The sequence below is a fragment of the Streptomyces sp. NPDC000594 genome (assembly GCF_040299965.1).
In the GTDB taxonomy this organism is placed as follows: Bacteria; Actinomycetota; Actinomycetes; order Streptomycetales; family Streptomycetaceae; genus Streptomyces.
The window spans coordinates 322,092-340,170 of record NZ_JBEPCY010000005.1 but is presented as its reverse complement, the minus strand read 5'-3'; the positions used below and the strand labels follow the sequence as shown (position 1 = coordinate 340,170).

14 protein-coding genes are annotated in these 18,079 nt (G+C 71.5%); 9 read left to right on the top strand and 5 right to left on the bottom strand.

All coding sequences use genetic code 11. From position 1 onward, the window contains the following. The first annotated feature begins 71 nt into the window (after window positions 1-71). The 6 genes from ABT354_RS10715 to ABT354_RS10690 all read left to right on the top strand — a co-directional run bounded on the left by ABT354_RS10715 (window position 72) and on the right by ABT354_RS10690 (window position 7,672). Window positions 72-1,724 (top strand): ABC-F family ATP-binding cassette domain-containing protein, encoded by a 1,653-nt coding sequence (locus ABT354_RS10715; protein ID WP_351491712.1) that lies wholly within the window; start codon window positions 72-74, stop codon window positions 1,722-1,724. 191 nt (window positions 1,725-1,915) lie between these two features. Further along, window positions 1,916-4,198, top strand: a complete 2,283-nt coding sequence (locus ABT354_RS10710) for an ATP-binding cassette domain-containing protein (RefSeq protein WP_351491710.1) — start codon at window positions 1,916-1,918, stop codon at window positions 4,196-4,198. 224 nt (window positions 4,199-4,422) lie between these two features. Beyond that, window positions 4,423-5,397: an acyl-ACP desaturase gene (locus ABT354_RS10705; RefSeq protein ID WP_351491708.1), complete on the top strand. Its 975-nt coding sequence runs from the start codon at window positions 4,423-4,425 to the stop codon at window positions 5,395-5,397. Window positions 5,398-5,490: 93 nt separating this feature from the next. Continuing rightward, a complete protein-coding gene (locus ABT354_RS10700; protein WP_351491706.1) occupies window positions 5,491-5,787 on the top strand; it encodes a DUF6317 family protein in 297 nt (98 codons plus the stop codon). Next, window positions 5,780-6,988, top strand: a complete 1,209-nt coding sequence (locus ABT354_RS10695) for a tetratricopeptide repeat protein (protein WP_351491704.1) — start codon at window positions 5,780-5,782, stop codon at window positions 6,986-6,988. Before ABT354_RS10700 ends, ABT354_RS10695 begins: the two co-directional genes overlap by 8 nt. Window positions 6,989-7,015: 27 nt before the next feature. Beyond that, on the top strand, window positions 7,016-7,672 hold the full coding sequence (locus ABT354_RS10690; RefSeq protein ID WP_351491701.1) for a hypothetical protein: 657 nt from the start codon (window positions 7,016-7,018) through the stop codon (window positions 7,670-7,672). Between the two features lie 84 nt (window positions 7,673-7,756). Here the strand turns inward: ABT354_RS10690 and ABT354_RS10685 are convergent, their stop codons facing one another. The 3 genes from ABT354_RS10685 to ABT354_RS10675 all read right to left on the bottom strand — a co-directional run bounded on the left by ABT354_RS10685 (window position 7,757) and on the right by ABT354_RS10675 (window position 10,007). Further along, on the bottom strand, window positions 7,757-8,020 hold the full coding sequence (locus ABT354_RS10685; RefSeq protein ID WP_351491699.1) for a WhiB family transcriptional regulator: 264 nt from the start codon (window positions 8,018-8,020) through the stop codon (window positions 7,757-7,759). A gap of 68 nt (window positions 8,021-8,088) precedes the next feature. Further along, a complete protein-coding gene (locus ABT354_RS10680; protein ID WP_351491697.1) occupies window positions 8,089-8,880 on the bottom strand; it encodes a VOC family protein in 792 nt (263 codons plus the stop codon). A gap of 119 nt (window positions 8,881-8,999) precedes the next feature. Then, window positions 9,000-10,007: a multicopper oxidase domain-containing protein gene (locus ABT354_RS10675; protein WP_351491695.1), complete on the bottom strand. Its 1,008-nt coding sequence runs from the start codon at window positions 10,005-10,007 to the stop codon at window positions 9,000-9,002. 281 nt (window positions 10,008-10,288) lie between these two features. Between ABT354_RS10675 and ABT354_RS10670 the strand changes: the two genes are divergently transcribed. After that, window positions 10,289-12,781, top strand: a complete 2,493-nt coding sequence (locus ABT354_RS10670; protein WP_351492050.1) for a ThuA domain-containing protein — start codon at window positions 10,289-10,291, stop codon at window positions 12,779-12,781. Beyond that, window positions 12,778-15,009: an OmpL47-type beta-barrel domain-containing protein gene (locus ABT354_RS10665; protein WP_351491692.1), complete on the top strand. Its 2,232-nt coding sequence runs from the start codon at window positions 12,778-12,780 to the stop codon at window positions 15,007-15,009. Before ABT354_RS10670 ends, ABT354_RS10665 begins: the two co-directional genes overlap by 4 nt. A 134-nt stretch (window positions 15,010-15,143) precedes the next feature. Here ABT354_RS10665 and ligD read toward each other — a convergent pair whose 3' ends face one another. After that, window positions 15,144-16,157 carry a non-homologous end-joining DNA ligase gene (gene ligD, locus ABT354_RS10660; protein WP_351491690.1) on the bottom strand — a complete coding sequence of 338 codons (1,014 nt, stop codon included), beginning with the start codon at window positions 16,155-16,157 and terminating at the stop codon, window positions 15,144-15,146. A 53-nt stretch (window positions 16,158-16,210) separates the two neighbouring features. Here ligD and ABT354_RS10655 point away from each other — a divergent pair, with 53 nt between their 5' ends. Next, entirely contained in the window at window positions 16,211-17,284 is a 1,074-nt protein-coding gene (locus tag ABT354_RS10655; RefSeq protein ID WP_351491688.1) for an ATP-dependent DNA ligase, read from the top strand. Window positions 17,285-17,317: 33 nt separating this feature from the next. Here ABT354_RS10655 and ABT354_RS10650 read toward each other — a convergent pair whose 3' ends face one another. Continuing rightward, window positions 17,318-18,064, bottom strand: coding sequence for a hypothetical protein (locus ABT354_RS10650; RefSeq protein ID WP_351491686.1), 747 nt, complete (start codon window positions 18,062-18,064; stop codon window positions 17,318-17,320). Between the last annotated feature and the right edge of the window lie 15 nt (window positions 18,065-18,079).

The following is an 18,079-nucleotide window of genomic DNA, read 5'->3' as shown; positions in this document are numbered from 1 at the left end:
ATCGTCGTCCGCGCATGGCGCGGTGTCTCCCCCGTTGCCCCCCGCCCCTTCCCCGCAACAGGAGACTCCTCATGTCTACCCACTCCTCCCATGTCCTGTGCACCGCGCTCACCTTCGGCTGGCCCGACGGCACCACGGTCCTGGACGACTTCCAGCTCGCGATCGGCCCCGGCCGCACCGGGCTCATCGGCCGCAACGGCTCGGGGAAGTCCACCCTGCTGAAGCTGATGGCCGGGGAGCTGACCCCGGTCTCCGGCCAGGTACGGGTCAGCGGCGAGATCGGCTATCTGCCGCAGAACCTCGTCCTCGACACCCGGCTGCGGGTGGACCAGGCGCTGGGCATCGCCGCCGCGCGGGCCGCCCTGCACGCCATCGAGTCCGGCGACACCGCCGAGCAGCACTTCACGGCGGTCGGCGACGACTGGGACATCGAGGAGCGCGCCCGCGCCACCCTCGACCGCCTCGGCCTCGGCTCCATCGGTCTCGACCGCACCATCGGCGAGATCTCCGGCGGTGAGGGCGTCCTGCTGCGCCTCGCGGCGCTGCTGCTGGCCCGGCCCGATGTCCTGCTCCTGGACGAACCGACCAACAATCTGGACCGGTACGCCCGGCACCGGCTGTACGACGCGGTCGACTCCTGGCCCGGGGTGATGGTCGTGGTCAGCCATGACCGCGAACTGCTGGAGCTGGTCGACCAGATCGCCGATCTGCGGGACGGCGAGGTCAGCTGGTACGGGGGGAACTTCTCCGCGTACGAGGAGGCCCTCGCCGTCGAGCAGGAGGCCGCCGAGCGCATGGTCCGTGCCGCCCGTACCGATATGCAGCGGCAGAAGCGGGAACTCGCCGACACCCAGGTCAAGCTGGCCCGCCGCAAGCGGTACGGCCAGAAGATGCAGGACAGCGGAAGCGTTCCGAGGATCGCGGCCAGTGCGCTCAAGCGGTCCGCCCAGGTCTCCGCCGGCAAGCTGACGGCCACCCAGACCGGGCGGCTCGACCGGGCCAAGGAACGGCTGGACGAGGCCGTCGCCGCCGTCCGCGACGACGACGAGATCCGGATCGAGCTGCCGTACACGGCGGTCCACCCGGGCCGGGGCGTCCTGCGGCTGAGCGGTGTGACCCTGCGTCACTCCGACCGCCCGCTGGGCGATCTGGAGGTACGGGGACCCGAGCGGATCGCCCTGGTGGGGCGGAACGGCGCGGGCAAGACCACCCTGCTGCGCACCCTCACGGGCGAGCTGGCGCCGGTCGAGGGCGAGGCGGTCACCGAGGTGCCGATGCGCTTTCTGCCCCAGCGGCTCGATGTCCTGGACGACGGGCTGACCGTGGCCGGGAATGTGGCCCGGCACGCCCCCGGCGCGACCGACAACCGGATCAGGGCGCGGCTGGCGCGCTTCCTCTTCAAGGGGGCACGCGCGGACCAGCTCGCGGGCACCCTCTCCGGGGGCGAGCGGTTCCGGGCCGCGCTGGCGGCCCAGCTGCTGGCGGAGCCGGCGCCGCAGCTGCTGTTGCTGGACGAGCCGACCAACAATCTGGACATGGCGAGCGTGCGGCAGCTGACGGCGGCGCTGGAGTCGTACGAGGGCGCGCTCATCGTGGCCGGTCACGACATGCCGTTCCTGGAGTCGATCGGGATCACCCGCTGGCTGCTGCTGGACGGCGGGCTGCACGACGTGGACCCGGAGACGGTCCGGGCGGGTGTCCTGAACGCCGACGGCCCGGCCTGATCCGGGTGCTCCGCCGGGGTCCGGACCGTTCCGGGCCCCGGCGCAGCCGTGCCGGGGCCCGGCGGGCCGGCCTCCCGCCGGGCTCGGGCGCGGCCTTCCAGCGGGGCCGGGCGCGACCTCCCACCGGGCTCGGCGCGGCCTCCCGTAAATCCCGACAGAAGGTGTCCGGATTGACGATTAGCTTCCTCCGTATGAGTCGCGACATCGTCATCGAGGGCGCACGGGAGAACAACCTCCGGGACGTCTGCCTCACCCTCCCCAAGAACAGGATCACCGTCTTCACGGGTGTCTCCGGATCGGGCAAGTCCTCCCTGGTCTTCGACACCATCGCGGTCGAGTCACAGCGGCAGCTGAACGAGACCTTCACCTCGTTCATCAGAAACCGGCTGCCGAAGTACGAACGGCCCCAGGTGGACGGGATCGACGAGCTGTCGGTGGCGATCGTCGTGGACCAGCGCCCCCTCGGCGGGAACGCCCGCTCCACAGTGGGCACGGCGACCGATATCAACCCGCTGCTCCGGGTCCTCTTCTCCCGCCACGGCACCCCCGCCGCAGGCCCGGCCACCGCGTACTCCTTCAACGAGCCCTCCGGCATGTGCCCGGAGTGCGACGGACTGGGGCGGACGCTCCATCTGGACGTCGACCGCGCCGTGGACTGGTCGAAGTCCCTCCAGGAGGGCGCGCTGCTGCTGCCGGGGCTCACCGTGGGCTCCTGGGAGTGGAAGCTGTACGGGGAGTCCGGCTACTTCGACCCGTCGAAGCCGCTGGGGCAGTACACCGCCGAGGAGAGGGAACTCCTGCTCCACGGCTCCGGTTCCACCGTTCGGGTGACCATGAAGTCCGGCTCCGTCGATATGCGCTTCGAGGGTGTCGTCAACCGCTTCACCCGGCTCCACCTCAAGCGGGACACCGGAAAACTCTCCGAGAAGCGCCGCGAGGCCGCCGACCGCTTCATGACCCGGCGGCCGTGCGCCGGCTGCGGGGGCGCCCGGCTCAACGCGGCGTCCCTCGCCACCCGGATCGACGGTCTGGGCATCGCCGACTACTGCCGGATGGAGATCTCCGACCTGGTGGAGGTCCTCGGCAGGATCGACGACCCGGTCGCCGGCCCGGTCGCCGCCGCCGCGCGCGAGCGGCTGACCCGGCTGGTCGACATCGGCCTCGGCTATCTCTCCCTGGACCGGGAGACCTCGACGGTCTCCGGGGGCGAGGGGCAGCGGCTGAAGATGGTGCGCCATCTGGGGAGTTCCCTCACCGGCCTGACCTTCGTCCTGGACGAGCCCAGTGTGGGACTGCACCCCCGCGATGTGGGCCGGCTGGGCGATCTGCTGATCCGGCTGCGCGACCGGGGCAACACGGTCCTGGTGGTGGAGCACGACCCGGATGTGATCGCCATCGCCGACCATGTCGTGGACATGGGCCCGCTGGCGGGCACCGGGGGCGGCCGGGTCGTCTTCGCGGGCCCGCGCGAGAAGCTGCGCGACGCGGACACCGTCACCGGCCGCGCGCTGCGCCGGCGCACCCGGATGAAGGAATCCTTCCGCACCCCGGACGGCTGGCTCCCGGTGACCGGGGCCCGGCTGCACAACCTCAAGGGGATCGACGTCCGCTTCCCCACCGGGGTCCTCACGGCGGTCACCGGGGTCGCCGGATCGGGCAAGTCCACCTTGGTGTCCCAGGTGCTGACGGAGCGGTACCCGGAGGTGATCGTGGTCGACCAGGGTGCGATCACCGCCTCCTCCCGCTCGACGCCCGCCTCGTACCTGGGGGTGATGGACACCGTACGGAAGGTCTTCGCCGAGGGGACCGGCACCCGGCCGGGGCTCTTCAGCTTCAACTCGGAGGGGGCCTGTCCGCAGTGCTCCGGGCGCGGTCTGATCCACACCGATCTGGCCTTCATGGACCCGGTGACCACGGTCTGTCCGGCCTGCGGGGGCCGGCGCTTCCAGGAGGAGGTCCTGCGGCTGCGGGTGGACGGCCGGTCCGTCGCCGATGTCCTGGACATGACGGCGGCCGACGCGGCGGACTTCTTCGACGACCCGGCGCTGCGGCACCGGCTGCGCACCCTCCAGGAGGTGGGGCTGACCTATCTCACCCTGGGGCAGCCGCTCAGCTCGCTCTCGGGCGGGGAGCGCCAGCGGCTGAAACTCGCCACCCGGCTCCATCGCACGGGTGCGGTGTATCTCCTGGACGAGCCCACGACAGGGCTCCATATGGCCGATGTGGAGACCCTGGTCGGGCTGCTGGACCGGCTCGTCGACACGGGCAACACGGTGATCTGCGTCGAGCACGACATGGATGTGGTCAAGCGGGCGGACTGGGTCGTGGACCTCGGCCCGGACGGGGGCAAGCACGGCGGTGAGGTGGTCTTCGAGGGGACCCCGGCGGCGCTGCTGGCGCATCCCACGTCGTTCACGGCGGAGTATCTGCGGAGGGAGACGGGCCATCCGCGCCCCGCCCGGCGGGCGGACTGATACCCGGGTGGGGTGCGCGGTAAAGGTGAGGTGGGTCTCACCTCACCGCCGCGCCCGCGGCGATGAGGCCCGCGCATCCCGGTCACCCCGGGGATCAATCGCACATAACTGAATGTAGCCGAAGTTTCACCCTGGTCGACTTGGTGGGGGACTTACCGCGCGCTTAACCTACGGTTTCGTAACCTACGAAGACGTAGGTAACTCTCCCGTCCCCAGGAGCACCAGTGACGATCACCTCTCCCCACCTCGGCAGCTCGGACGCGTGGACCGACGCGCGGCTGCTGTTCGCGCTGGAGGAGGTCGTGGAGAAGGAACTGAACCGCCACCTCAAGGTCGCCAAGGACTGGATGCCGCACGAGTACGTCCCCTTCGGCGACGGCCGCAACTTCCCCGGCCACTTCGAGGACGGGGTGGCCTGGGAGCCGGAGCAGTCGAAGGTCACCGATGTCGGCCGGATCGCGCTGGTCGTCAACCTGCTGACCGAGGACAACCTCCCCAGCTACCACCATGAGATCGCCAGCCTCTTCGGCCGGGACGGCGCCTGGGGCACCTGGGTGCACCGCTGGACCGCCGAGGAGGGCCGGCACGGCATCGTGATGCGCGACTATCTGCTGACCTCGCGCGCCGTCGACCCGGACAAGCTGGAGCAGTTCCGGATGTCCCACATGGCCGAGGGGTTCGAGTCCGACAACCGGCACTCGATGCTGCACTCCGTCGCGTATGTCGCCTTCCAGGAGCTGGCCACCCGGGTCTCCCACCGCAACACCGGCCACCAGTCGGGCGACCCGGTCTGCGACCGGATGCTGGCGCGCATCGCCACCGACGAGAACCTCCACATGGTCTTCTACCGGAACCTCCTCGGCGCCGCCTTCGAGCTGGCGCCCGACCTGACCATGCAGGCGGTCCGCGATGTCGTGGTCGACTTCCGGATGCCGGGCCACGGGATCCCCGGCTTCGAGCGGGCCGCCGCGCAGATGGCGATCGGTGAGATCTACAACATCCGCATCCACCACGACGACGTCCTCGCGCCGGTGCTGCGCTTCCTGAAGGTCATGGAGATCGACGGGCTCGGCCCCGACGGCCAGAAGGCCCAGGACGAGCTGGGGCTCTACATGGACGGCCTCGACTCGGAGGCCAGCAAGTTCGACGCGAAGCTCGCGGCCCGCAAGGCCCGTATGGCGGCGCGCGCCGCAGTCTGACGCGCCCCCGGAGCGCTGATACGACCGGGGCGCCACTCCTGTGGGGGACCTGGGTTACGTCCCCCACCCGGAGTTCTGCCAAGGTGTCCGCCCATGGATCTACGGGTGGACACCGATGGACTGACCCGGCTCGCGACGGCGCTGGACGCCTCCCTGACCGCGCTGGCCGAGGCCCGCGCGGCACTGGAGCGCGCCGGGGCCGGCGGGCTCGGCACCGCCGAACTCGACACGGCGTGCGACGGCTTCCAGCAACGCTGGGAGTACGGGGCGAAGCGGTTACGCGCCCGGGTCCACTCGGTCCACGACGGGGTCCGGTTCAGCGCGCGCGAGTACGCGCAGGTGGACGCCGCGATCACCGAGGCGTTCCGGGCGGTGGGCCCCGATGCCTGACTGCCCCCACCTGGGCTGGGACCCCGCCCCGGGCAGCCCGCAGGCCGTGGCGGCCCTGCACACCCGCCTCCGTACCGCCGCCGAGGCGCTCGGCTCCGCGCACGCCCTGGTGGCGCGGCTCGCCGGCGACAGCACGGCCTGGCGGGGCGAGGCGGCGACCGCCTTCCGCGCCGCCCTCGACGGCGAGCTGTCCGGCGCCCTCCGCGACGCCCACCGCTCCCTGGCCGAGGCCGCCCGCCGACTCGGCCACTGGTACGACGAGCTGCTGAGCCTCCAGCGGACGGCCCTCCGCTACGACGCCGAGGCCGCCGCCGCCCGCACCCTCCTCACCCGCGCCGAGTCCCACCACCACCGCCTCACCACCACCCCGGACACCCCGGCCCCCGCCCTCCACCAGGCCGCCGCCACGGTCACCGACGCCCGCGAGGCCCTCTCCTCGGTCCTGACCCGCGCCCGCGAACTCGAATCCGAGCACGGGGCGGAGGCACGGCGGGTGGCGAGGTGCCTGGACGAGGCGACGGTGGGGTTGGCACCGGAGGAACCCGGGGTTCTGAAGCGGGCACTGCAACAGATCAACGACGGCCTGGGTGACTCACTGAGCCTGTTGTCGGCCTCCTTGGGACTCGTTTCGCTCTTCGTCGCAGCCCCAGTGGCCGTCCCCCTCATGCTGGTCGCCGGCGGCCTGAGCCTGGCTGCTCTGACCTCCCACGCATCCGATCCGGAACACCGGGCCGCCATTCGGGACGGAATTACTCAGGGCAGGTACGACAGCAGGTTCTGGTCCAGCACGATCACCCTCGGTGGAGACGCACTGGGCGCTCTGCCAGGAGTGGGAGCCGTGGCACAGGGAGCCAAGAGCATGGTCAACACGGTGCGAACGGCCTCCACGGGCGAGGTCGGGTTGCGCAGCGGCATCAGCGCTCTGGCGACGGAGTCCGCGGACACCATGGCACGGATGAATGACGCACCGAAGCCCGTGCTGGACTGGGTCGTCCGTAAGACATCCCCTCACGTGGAGACGCCGCTGCAATGGGGAGTCGCGGGCAGCGCCGTGGCGACCGCAACCACCGGGCTGGCCACCGAGGAGAGCAAGCCGGTCAAGGAGACGGCAACCGCGGTCGACGGAGCCCGGCTTGCCACTTCCGACGCTCCCAGCGCAGGTGTCAACGCCGCCCTCCTCTGGGCCCAACTCACCCGCTAGGGGGATGGCATGTCAGGTTCAGCGGCTATGCGGGACCCGTTCTGGTTCTGTCTCCCGCCAGGCTTCATCGAACTGGCCCTTGATGAGCTTGAGCAGATCGAGGCCCGGGTGGCGGCAGACCTCCCAGCGGTCTACCCGGATCCGCTACAGGATCTCTACCTACGCGGTACCGGCATGCTGTTGGCCCTTGTCGGAGACCTCCATGAGCAGGGCACCATGCACCTCTCCTTTGGCCTCCACCAAACGGAAGAGCAGAGTGTCTCGACATCCGTCCTGGCACTGTCCGACGTTCCGACCAGAAGGCTCGGCCCCAATGCGGCCACTGCGGAATGTGCACTGCAGCTCGCGGTGAATCCGCTCGGCAAGGCGCTCCGCCGCGAACTGATCGACCTGCCATGCGGCTCACCGGCGGCGGTGGTCACATCGATCCTTCCGGTACCCACCTTGAGCCCGGAGGTTTCAGACGCCCTCGTCTCGGTCCCAGCGCAGGTGGTGCAGGTCCGTGTGGCCGTGGGTCGCCCAGCGGGGTCACGCGTGATTCTCGTCGATCTCACCACGACAGCGAGCGATCTGTGGGAGGAATACACCGAGATCGCTCTGGGCGTCGGACGGTCGATCAACTTCAGCAATCCGCAGTTTCAGCCGAGTACACCGCCCTCCGCGAGCCGGCTCTGGGGGATGTAGCACATGGAGCTGTCACTCGGTACGGGCCGGAGCGGGGGCGTTATGTGCGGCGGATGTTCTGACCCCGGGCCGGGTGGCTCGGGGTCAGGCGCCCTGGGTGCGCTTCAGGCGGAAGCGCTCCTTTTCGGAGAGGCCGCCCCAGACGCCGAACTTCTCGTCGTGGCGCAGCGCGTACTCCAGGCAGGCCACCCGCCCCTCGCACGCGCCGCACAGCAGCTTCGCCTCCTTCGTGGAGGCACCCGGGGCCGGGAAGAAGAAGTCCGGGCCGGTCTGGGCGCAGAGTGCGGACTCCTGCCAGGCGAGTTCGCTGTCGGTGGCGGAGAGGGCGGCGGAGGTGTTGGTCGGCATGGGAACACACTCCCGCACGGGGATAAACACGGGCTCAATGAAGGATCAACACCCCGCGCGCCTGGTATTCATCCGCCCTGGGACTCCCCCTGGAGCAGGGCGAACCGCGCCCCCGCCGGGTCGGAGAGCTTGGCGAGGCGGCCGACTCCCTGGAGGTCGACGGCGGGCATGCGGACCGTGCCGCCGCCGGATCGCGCGCGGGCGACGGTGGCGTCGCAGTCGGTGACGGCGAAGTAGGGGAGCCAGTGCGCGCTGGTCTCCGAGGGGTCGGCGGCGAGCGGGACCACGCCGCCGAACATCGCGTCGGCGCCCGCGGAGGCCGGGTGCATCATCGTGTAGGACCCGGAGCCGTCCGGATAGGGCATCGCGGAGGTGCCCCAGCCGAAGACACCGGTGTAGAAGGCGAGCGCGGCGCTCTCGTCGGGGGTGTACAGCTCCGTCCAGCAGAGCGCGCCCGGCGCGCCGATCAGGTCGAGGCCGGTGTTCTGGCCCGGCTGCCAGGTGGCGAAGGTGGCGCCGTCGGGGTCGGCGCAGAAGGCCATGCGGCCCAGGTCCCAGATGTCCATCGGGCCGTGGAGCACCGCGCCCCCGCCCTGGCGGACCGCTTCCGCCGTGGCGTCCGCGTCCGGGGACTGGAAGTAGACGTTCCAGGACGGCGGCCCCTGCTCCGTGGTCATGGGCATACCCGCCGCCGCGGTGCGCCCGTCGAGCTGGAACATGCCGTAGCCGCCCGCCTCGGGGCCCGCCGAGGCGAAGGTCCACCCGAAGAGGTCCCCGTAGAACGCCGTGGCCGTGGTGATGTCGGGGGTGCCGAGATCCAGCCAGTTGGGGGAGCCGGCGACATAGCGGTCGGTGAGCATGGCGACGCGCTCCTTCGGAAGCGGGCGGGCCGGGTGCCCGGCCGGGTGACTCGGTCACCAGTCTCCCTCCGCCATGACGGCACCGCATCCGAGAGCCCCGGACGGGGACGGCGGCCAGGTCAGGGCCGGTCGCGGTCCCGGTGCTCATGGGGCGGGTCGTACCCGGGGATCGTGCCGTCCGGCTTCGCCACCAGCAGCAGCCCCGCCATCCCCATATCGGAGTGGCTCTGCACATGGCAGTGGTACATCCAGGCGCCCGCGCCCACGTTCTCCCCGGCGATGATCTGGAAGCCGAAGGACTCGGCGGGCCCGCAGATCCTGGTGTCGATGATCCGGCTGGTGTCGCCGGGCCCCTGGAGGAGACCGGTGCGGTTGTCGGCCCAGCGGTGACCGTGGATATGGAACGTGTGGTAGTGCTCACCGTGTGTGATCATGACGATCTCCACCCGGTCGCCCACGGTGGCCCGGAAGTCGGGTCCGGTGTGCGGGGGCAGATTGTTGATCGTCATATCGTTGAAGACCACGGTGAACTGCCGGTCGGGCAGGATGTCACCGGCCCGCCGGACCACCAGCGGGCCGTAGAGCCCCTTGCGGATGCCCACGGTGCCGTGATCGGTGCCGACGACATGGTCGTGGTAGTGCCAGTACCCCGCGCTGCCGGGGCGCCAGCTGCCGTCCGGGCGGCGGGCCGGGAGGTGGGTGCGCCAGGTGTAGGTACGGGTCGCGCCGGGTTCGACCAGGCTGCGGCTGTGCCGGGTGCCGTCGTTGGCGATGTCGTAGTCGACACCGTGGACATGGAGGCTGACCGGCACATCCATCGCGTTCTCGAACTCGATGTGCAGGGTGTCGCCCTCGACCAGCTCGATCATCGGCCCGGGGACGGTCGTCCTCCCCCGCTCCGGGCCATAGGCCATCCGCCCGTCGGCCAACTTCTCGGCGCAGAGCCGCATATGGCGTACCCGGCCGCCCGGCGGGGCAGTACTCGGAGGGTCCGCGGCGCCGCCGGGGGCCCCGGCGGCACCCGTCCCCCCGGCGGCGGGAGCGGAGGCGAGGGAGAGGGATCCCGCACTCGTCGCCGCGACCGCGCCCCCCGCCAGGACCCGCCGGCCGAAGCTCCGTCTGTCCATCGTGAACTCCCCACCCGATCACGGAGATTGACGGGGCACACCGCACCCCGGGGAGGCCATACGGTAGTCCGGAGACCCCTGTTTTTCCACACTCAGGACAAAGTTGCGGCGGCTACGGCCGTAGCCCTTGGCGAACCGGCAAAAGAGGTCTACCTTCCAAGGCTGCCGCGCGTGACCGCCGCGCGCGGAGTCCGCACCCGTACCCGCGCATCCGTACCCGTACCCGTACGTACCCGCAGATCGTGTCCGCAGAGGGCGACCGAGAGGGCTGGGTGACCCCCATGCACCGCACACCACCGCGCAGATCCAGATCCCGCAGGGCCGCGCTCACCGCGGTTCTCGGCGCCGGCGCGCTCACCGTCTCCCTGCTCGGCGGGGGTACGGAGGCGTCCGCCATGCCGCCGCCGGAACCTGGAGCGCCCCGGGCGACAACGTTGTCCCTGCCGTCGCCGCCCGGCGGGAGAAACGTCCGGGTCCTGGTCTTCCACGCCTCCGCCACCGCCGAGTCCCCCACCGTCGACGCCGGGATCGCGGCGGTGGAGTCCCTCGGTCTGAGCGGCCCGGCGGCGGGCCGCTTCGCCACCGACGCCACCGACGACGCCACCGTCTTCACCGACGCCCGGCGGCTCGGCCGGTACAACGCGGTGGTCTTCCTCACCGGCGGGGGCGATGTGCTCGACCCCCCGCAGGAGGCCGGTCTGGAGGCGTACATGGAGGCGGGCGGGGGCTTCCTCGGCATCCATGAGGCCGCGCGCACCGAGCCGTACTCCGACTGGTTCACGGGGCTGGTCGGGGCGCGGCCCACCGGCGCGCCCAGCTCCGTACAGCGGGCGGTGGTGGAGGTCGGCGACCGCGCCCATCCGGCCACCGCCGCGCTGCCGCTGGAGTGGAAGCGCCCCGACAAGTGGTTCAACTGGGCGGCCAATCCGTCCGGTTCCGTGCATACGGTGGCCCGGCTGCGGGAGACCTCGTACACCCCGGCGACCGGGGCCAACGGCTGGGACCACCCCATCTCCTGGTGCCGTGACTACGACGGCGGGCGGTCCTTCTACACCGGGATGGGCGGCACCGTCGACAGCTTCGCCGAGACCGACTTCCGGGAGCATCTGCGCGGCGCGCTGGCGTGGACCACCCGGCTCTCGCGCGCCGACTGCAAGGCCACGATCACCACGCACTACACCGCGGAGCGGGTCACCCGGCCCAATCAGCCGGGGCGCAACGACCAGATCGGCGAGCCGCACGGGCTGGTCACCGCCCCCGACGGCAAGGTGTTCTACATCGGGCGGGGCGGCGCCGACTCATCCCGGCCGGTGGTCACCGACTGGAACAGCCCGGACATCGGCAAGGGGCGGGGCGAGATCCATGTGTACGATCCCGCGACCCGGGCCGTCACCCTCGCGGGTGAGGTGACCGTCTTCGGCAACAAGGGCGGCGGCGGTGAGCTGATCAAGAACGAGGAAGGGCTGCTCGGGATCGAGCTGGACCCGCGCTTCCCGGCCAATGGCTGGGTCTATCTGCACTACACCCCGCACGACCGGATCGACCGGGGGACCCGGACGGCGCAGCGGCGGGTCTCCCGTCTCACCTATGACCACACCACCGGTCTGCTGGACCCGGCCAGTGAGAAGGTGCTGCTGGAGTGGCCGGTGCAGATCCACAGCTGCTGCCACGCGGGCGGCGGGCTGGCCTGGGACTCGAAGGGGAATCTCTACATCGCGACCGGGGACAACAACTCCTCCGGGTTCAGCGGGGGTTACTCGGGGAACAACCCGGTGCCGGTCTTCGGGGGGACCGCCTTCGCCGACGCCCGGCGCACCTCCGGCAACACCAACAACCTCAATGGGAAGATCCTGCGCATCCGGCCCCAGCCGGACGGCACGTACACCCTTCCGGAGGGGAATCTGTTCACCGGGCGGGAGCCGGACGAGGGCGGTGGGAAGACCCGGGGTGAGATCTATGTGATGGGGGTCCGCAACCCGTCACGGATCTTCGTCGACCGGCGGACCGACATCCTGTACGCGGGCTGGGTCGGCCCGGACGCCGGTGCCCCCTCGCCGACCTGGGGACCGGCCAAGTACGACACCTTCGCGGCGATCACCCGGGCGGGCAACCACGGCTGGCCCTACTGCATGGGCAACAACCAGCCCTACCGGGACCGCAATCTGCCCGACCCGGAGCAGCCGCTGGGCTGGTACGACTGTGCCCGGCCGAGGAACGAGTCCCCGCACAACGACGGGCTGGTGCAGCTGCCGCCGATCACCGCCAACACCATCTGGTACGCGCCCCAGGGCGGCGGCCCGGACTTCCCCCGGAACGCGCAGGGGGTGCCGAGCTATCAGCTCTCCGAGCAGAAGCTGCTGATGCCCTGGCTGAAGGGGGGCGCCCAGGCGACCATGACCGGCCCGGTCTACCGCTGGAGCGCCGCGCCCAGTGCGGTGAAGTGGCCCGCGTACTGGGACGGGAAGTGGTTCGTCGGCGACTTCTACGACGGCGACCAGCCCCGGCACGCGGTGCTGACGGACCCGAGGACGGTCGGCCGGGGCGGGCTCCCGGTGCACGCCGAGTCACTGAAGAAGATCATTCCGGTGGGGGCGACCGGTATCCGCAATCTGATGGACTGGAAGTTCGCGCCGGACGGTTCGCTCTATGTCCTCGACTACGGGCGGGGCTTCTTCACCTCCGACTCCCGCTCCGCGCTCTGGCGGATCACCTATCACGGCGGTGGGCCGACCCCGGCCGCCGACCGGCTGGCCCGGAAGGCGGCGACCCGATGAGAAGGATCTGGACGGCCCTGGTGGCCTCGGTGGCGCTGGTGGTGGGGCTGTTGTCGGCCACCGCGTACGGCACGGGGAACGCGACGCCGAAGAGCCGAGGCGCCGGCGGCGGGACGGCACCGGTACGAGTGGCGGCGCAGACCCTGACCTGGACGGCGGGCGACCCCATCGACCGCTATCTCTCCTTCCCCACCACGGCGGTGGCGGGCGCCACCACGATCGTCTTCGAGAACAGCCGGGCGACCGGCAACACCACCGGAATGCCGCACACCCTCACCTTCGATGTGTCCGACCCGGAGTTCAACAACGACGTACCGCTGAACATCCTGGCCACTCCGGGGGACGAGCGGGGCGGCCGGCACACCGCCGAGGTCGTCCTCACCCCCGGCCGCTACCGGTTCTTCTGCACCATCCCCGGGCACGGGGGCATGGAGGGCATCCTGACGGTCACCGAGGGCACCGGCCAGGACACCACCCCGCCGGTCACCGAGGCCAGGGTGACCGGTGACCGGGACGCCACGGGCGGCTATGTCGGCCAGGCGACGGTGACCCTGTCCGCCACCGACGAGGGCGGCTCGGGTGTGGAGCGGATCGAGTACACCACCGGGACGGACGGGGTCTGGCGCCCGTACACCACCCCCGTGGTGGTGAACACGGTCGGCGCGCACACGGTCCGTTACCGGGCCACCGACCGGGCGGGGAACACCGCAGCCGAACGGAGCACCGCCTTCACCGTCGTACCGCCGCCGACCGGGGACACCACACCGCCCGAGACCTCGGCGACGGTCAGCGGGGAGCGGGACGCGCAGGGGCGCTATCTCGACATGGCGACGGTGACGGTGACCGCGTCCGACACCGGTTCGGGGGTCAATACGATCGAGTACGCGCTCGGGGCGGCGGGCCCCTGGCAGCCGTACACCGCGCCGGTGATGACGCACTCCCCGGGCCCGCACACGGTCCGCTACCGGGCCACCGACCGCGCGGGGAACGCCTCGGCGGCGCGCTCGGTGGAGTTCACCGTGGTGGCCGTGCCCGCCCCGGACCGGGAGCCGCCCGTCACCGCCGCCGAGGTCATCGGCGAGCAGAACTCCGACGGCGCGTACCTCACCCGGGCCCGGGTACGGGTGGACGCCACCGACGCCGGGGGCTCGGGGGTGGCGCGGACCGAGTACTCGCTCGACGGCGGCCCCTATCTGGAGTACACGGCCCCGCTGACGGTGGACCGGGTCGGCTTCCATACGGTGCTGCACCGGGCCACCGATCACGCGGGCAACACCTCGGTGGCCCGGCGGACCGCCTTCACCGTCGCCGAGGGGGGCGGGGTGCCCGCGCCCGGCTGTCCGGAGTGGGACGAGCGGCTCACCGTCATCGTCGGCACCGTGAACTCCGGGGTGCCCAACCGGATGACCCGCTCCCGGTGCACCGTCAATGAGCTGATCGAGGACGAGAAGGCGTGGTCGTCGCAGGCCCTCTTCCTCAAGCATGTGGACGGGGTACTGGACCGGCTGCTGACGGAGGGCGTGATCGACGCGCGCGAGCACACCACCGTGTACCGGGCCGCCCGGCAGTCCGGTATCGGCCGGCCGGGCCAGAACACCGGCTACCGCGCGCTCTTCGACGGCACCGAGTCCTCCTTCAACCGCTGGCAGCAGGTAGGCGGCGGCTCCTTCGCCCGGAACGCCGACGGGACGATGACCAGCGGCACCACCCGGGGCGGCCTGGGGATGCTGTGGTTCCCGCAGCAGCGGTTCGGGGACTTCTCGCTGAAGCTCCAGTGGCGGGACGACGGACCCGGCACCACCCACGCCAACAGCGGGGTCTTCGTCCGCTTCCCCTTCCCGCACGACAACCCGGAGGAGCCCCGGCCCGAGTGGGTGGCGATCAAGTACGGGCATGAGGTGCAGATCCTGGACCGGCCCGACGGGGACATGTACAAGACCGGGTCGGTGTACGGCTTCGACCGGGTCGGTCTCGGCGGCGCCGGGGTCACGCCCAAGGGCACCTGGAACGAGTACGAGATCCGGGTGGTCGGCCAGTCGTACTCCGTGTACCGCAACGGGGTGCTGATCAACCAGTTCGAGAACACCGGCGGGCAGGAGTTCGTCCCGCCGCGCGCGGGTGATCCGGGGACGGACGGACGGCGGTACGCCACCGGGTACATCGGGCTCCAGGTCCATGGGACCACCGATGTGATCTCGTACCGCAATATCCGGATCCAGGAGCTGTGATCCAGGAGGAGTCAGGAGCTGTGCCCCAGGAGCTGTGAGCCCCGCCCGGCCCCGGTCCCGGTCCCTGTCCGGTCACCGCCGGATCGCATCGGACCGGGCCGGGTACGGGTACGGGTACGGGTACGGGGGCACGGTCAGCTGTCGGGGCGGGCGCGGCTGGGCTGCACCCGTTTGGGCTCGCCCGGCATCTTCGGGTACTCCGGCGGATAGGGCAGATCGCCCAGCCCGTGGTCGGCCTCGTCCCGGCGGGCCAGCTCCAGCAGTGACTCCAGACCGAACCGGTGGTCGTCCATGCCGGCGTGCACATCGCCGGCCTCCGCGTACCGCCGGGGCATGGTCATGATGTCGAAGTCCGCCGGCACCGCGTCGTCGATCTCCTCCCAGCGCAGCGGCGCGGAGACGGGGGCGTGCGGGCGGGGGCGGACCGAGTAGGCGGAGGCGATGGTGCGGTCGCGGGCGGTCTGGTTGTAGTCCACGAAGATCCGTTCACCGCGCTCCTCCTTCCACCACTTGATGGTGACCCGGTCCGGCATCCGCCGCTCCAGCTCCCGTCCACAGGCGATGGCGGCCCGCCGGACCTGGGTGAAGGTCCAGCGGGGCTCGATGGGGACGAAGACATGGAGCCCGCGCCCGCCGGAGGTCTTGGGCCAGCCGCGCAGCCCGTGTTCGTCCAGCACGGCGCGGAGCTCATGGGCGGCGCGGACGGCGTCGGCGTACTCCGTGCCGGGCTGGGGGTCGAGGTCGATCCGGAGTTCGTCGGGGTGGTCGGTGTCGTCGCGCCGTACCGGCCAGGGGTGGAAGGTGACGGCGCCCAGATTGGCGGCCCAGACGACGGCGGCGGGTTCGGTGGGGCACATCTCGTCGGCGGAGCGTCCGCTGGGGAAGGTGATGTGGGCGGTGGGGATCCAGTCGGGGAGGTACTTGGGGGCGCGCTTCTGGAAGAAGGACTCGCCGGTCACCCCGTCGGGGTAGCGCTCCAGGGTGGTGGGCCGGTCGCGCAGGGCGCGGGTGATGCCGTCGCCGACGGCGAGGTAGTACCGGACCATGTCCAGCTTGGTCCATCCGCGCTCGGGGAAGTAGACCTTGTCCGGGTTGGAGACACGGACGGTGCGGTCCCCCACCTCCAGTTCCAGCGCCTTGGCTGCCATGCGGATCAGCGTATGCCGTGCCGACATCTCTTGCATACCGGACAATTCCCTCTATGGATCTGCCGGTCATGCCGCCCGTGAAGCCCATGCTCGCCAAGGCGGTGAAGAGGATTCCGCCCGGGATGCAGTACGAGGCCAAGTGGGACGGCTTCCGGGCGATCGTCCACCGTGACGGGGCCGAGCTGGTCCTCGGCTCGCGGACCGGGAAACCGCTCACCCGCTACTTCCCCGAGCTGGTGGAGGCGCTGGCCGAGCGGCTGCCGCCACGGTGCGTGGTGGACGGGGAGATCGTGATCGTCCGGGCGGGGCGGCTCGACTTCGATCTGCTGAGCGAACGGATCCATCCGGCGGCCTCCCGGGTACGGACGCTGGCGGAGCGGACCCCGGCGAGCTTTGTCGCCTTCGATCTGCTGGCCCTGGGCGACCGCTCGCTGCTGGACACCCCGCTGAGCGAGCGCCGGGCGCTGCTCGCCGAGGCGCTGGGCCCGACCTCGCCACCGGTCCATCTGGCGCCCGCCACCACCGACCGGGAGCTGGCCGAACGCTGGTTCGAGCAGTACGAGGGGGCGGGCCTCGACGGGATCGTGGCCAAGCCGCTGGATCTGCCGTACCGCCCGGACGCCCGGCTGATGTTCAAGATCAAGCACGAGCGGACGGCGGACGCCGTCGTCGCGGGGTACCGCTACCACCGCAGCGGCCCCGTCCTGGGCTCGCTGCTGCTCGGTCTGTACGACACGGCGGGCGCGCTCCAGCATGTGGGGGTGTGCGCGGCGTTCCCGATGAAGCGGCGCGAGGAGCTGATCGGGGAGCTGGCGCCGCTGGTGATGGACCCGCCGGACGACCATCCCTGGGCGGCCTGGCAGCGGGAGAGCGCGCACGAGGGGGCACGGCTGCCGGGGGCGCCGAGCCGCTGGAGCGGGAAGAAGGATCTGTCCTGGGTGGCGCTGCGGCCGGAGCGGGTGGTCGAGGTGGCCTATGACCACATGGAGGGCGACCGCTTCCGGCACACCGCGCAGTTCCGGCGCTGGCGGCCGGACCGGACGCCGGACCAGTGCACCTACGCCCAGCTGGAGGAGCCGGTCCGGTACGACCTGGCCCAGGTGCTGGCGGGGCCGGGCGGCGGCTGAACGGCGGCCGGCCCGGTCCGGCCCGGTCCGGGGTCAGCCGCCGAAGGTGTCGATACCGGAGATCCGCCAGCCGCCGTCGCCGTGCACCGCGTCGAGGGCGAGCATCGCGGCGGCGGAGGTGGTCCGGCTGCCCGCCTTACTCTTGCCCTTGCTCTCTGGGGACGTCCCGGTGGCGCTGGTGCTGGTCTGGTCCGCGAAGACCAGCACCCGGGCCCGGTCGCCGTCGACGCGCTCGACCCCGCTGTGGGTGACGGTGGTGGTGAGCACCAGCTTCTGGCGGGGGCCCTGGGCACGGACCCCGGCGAGCAGCGCGCGGTGGCGGCCGACCGCGCGGCCGGTGAGATGGTCCCGTACGGCGCGGTCGAGCCGCTCGGGCTCGGTGAAGTCATAGGAGAAGACCGCCTCGACGGCACGGGTGATCCGGCCCTTCAGCTCACTGGTCCGGGCGACGTCCGCGAGGGCGGTGTTACGGGTGGCGGGCTCCTCGCGGAGGCCGTCGGCGCGCTCCCCGGCGTACCCGGCGAACCCTCCGAGCACGGCGGTCACCAGACCCAGCGCGATCAGCCCCCGCCACCGTCCGCGAGGTGCCTCCGGCTCAGGTTCCCGTACCGGCGCCCCTGGCTCTTCCGCACCCGGCACCGGGCCCGCCACCGCCACCCCGCCCGGCGCGTCGGGCGGGGTTTCCCGGTCGGGTGCGGCGGCGGTCGGGTCGGCGACTTCGGGGGACGGGCGGGTGGGGCGGCGGCGGTGGCGGTTGAGCAGGTGGCGCGTGGTGGACATACGGGTGGTCGGTCC

Coding starts and splice junctions, on each gene's coding strand:
- ABT354_RS10650 (WP_351491686.1), bottom strand. CDS start 18,064: ATGTCCACCACGCGCCACCTGCTCAACCGCCACCGCCGCCGCCCCACC.
- ABT354_RS10665 (WP_351491692.1), top strand. CDS start 12,778: ATGAGAAGGATCTGGACGGCCCTGGTGGCCTCGGTGGCGCTGGTGGTG.
- ABT354_RS10710 (WP_351491710.1), top strand. CDS start 1,916: ATGAGTCGCGACATCGTCATCGAGGGCGCACGGGAGAACAACCTCCGG.
- ABT354_RS10700 (WP_351491706.1), top strand. CDS start 5,491: ATGGATCTACGGGTGGACACCGATGGACTGACCCGGCTCGCGACGGCG.
- ligD (WP_351491690.1), bottom strand. CDS start 16,157: ATGGCAGCCAAGGCGCTGGAACTGGAGGTGGGGGACCGCACCGTCCGT.
- ABT354_RS10655 (WP_351491688.1), top strand. CDS start 16,211: ATGGATCTGCCGGTCATGCCGCCCGTGAAGCCCATGCTCGCCAAGGCG.
- ABT354_RS10690 (WP_351491701.1), top strand. CDS start 7,016: ATGCGGGACCCGTTCTGGTTCTGTCTCCCGCCAGGCTTCATCGAACTG.
- ABT354_RS10685 (WP_351491699.1), bottom strand. CDS start 8,020: ATGCCGACCAACACCTCCGCCGCCCTCTCCGCCACCGACAGCGAACTC.
- ABT354_RS10680 (WP_351491697.1), bottom strand. CDS start 8,880: ATGCTCACCGACCGCTATGTCGCCGGCTCCCCCAACTGGCTGGATCTC.
- ABT354_RS10670 (WP_351492050.1), top strand. CDS start 10,289: ATGCACCGCACACCACCGCGCAGATCCAGATCCCGCAGGGCCGCGCTC.
- ABT354_RS10675 (WP_351491695.1), bottom strand. CDS start 10,007: ATGGACAGACGGAGCTTCGGCCGGCGGGTCCTGGCGGGGGGCGCGGTC.
- ABT354_RS10695 (WP_351491704.1), top strand. CDS start 5,780: ATGCCTGACTGCCCCCACCTGGGCTGGGACCCCGCCCCGGGCAGCCCG.
- ABT354_RS10715 (WP_351491712.1), top strand. CDS start 72: ATGTCTACCCACTCCTCCCATGTCCTGTGCACCGCGCTCACCTTCGGC.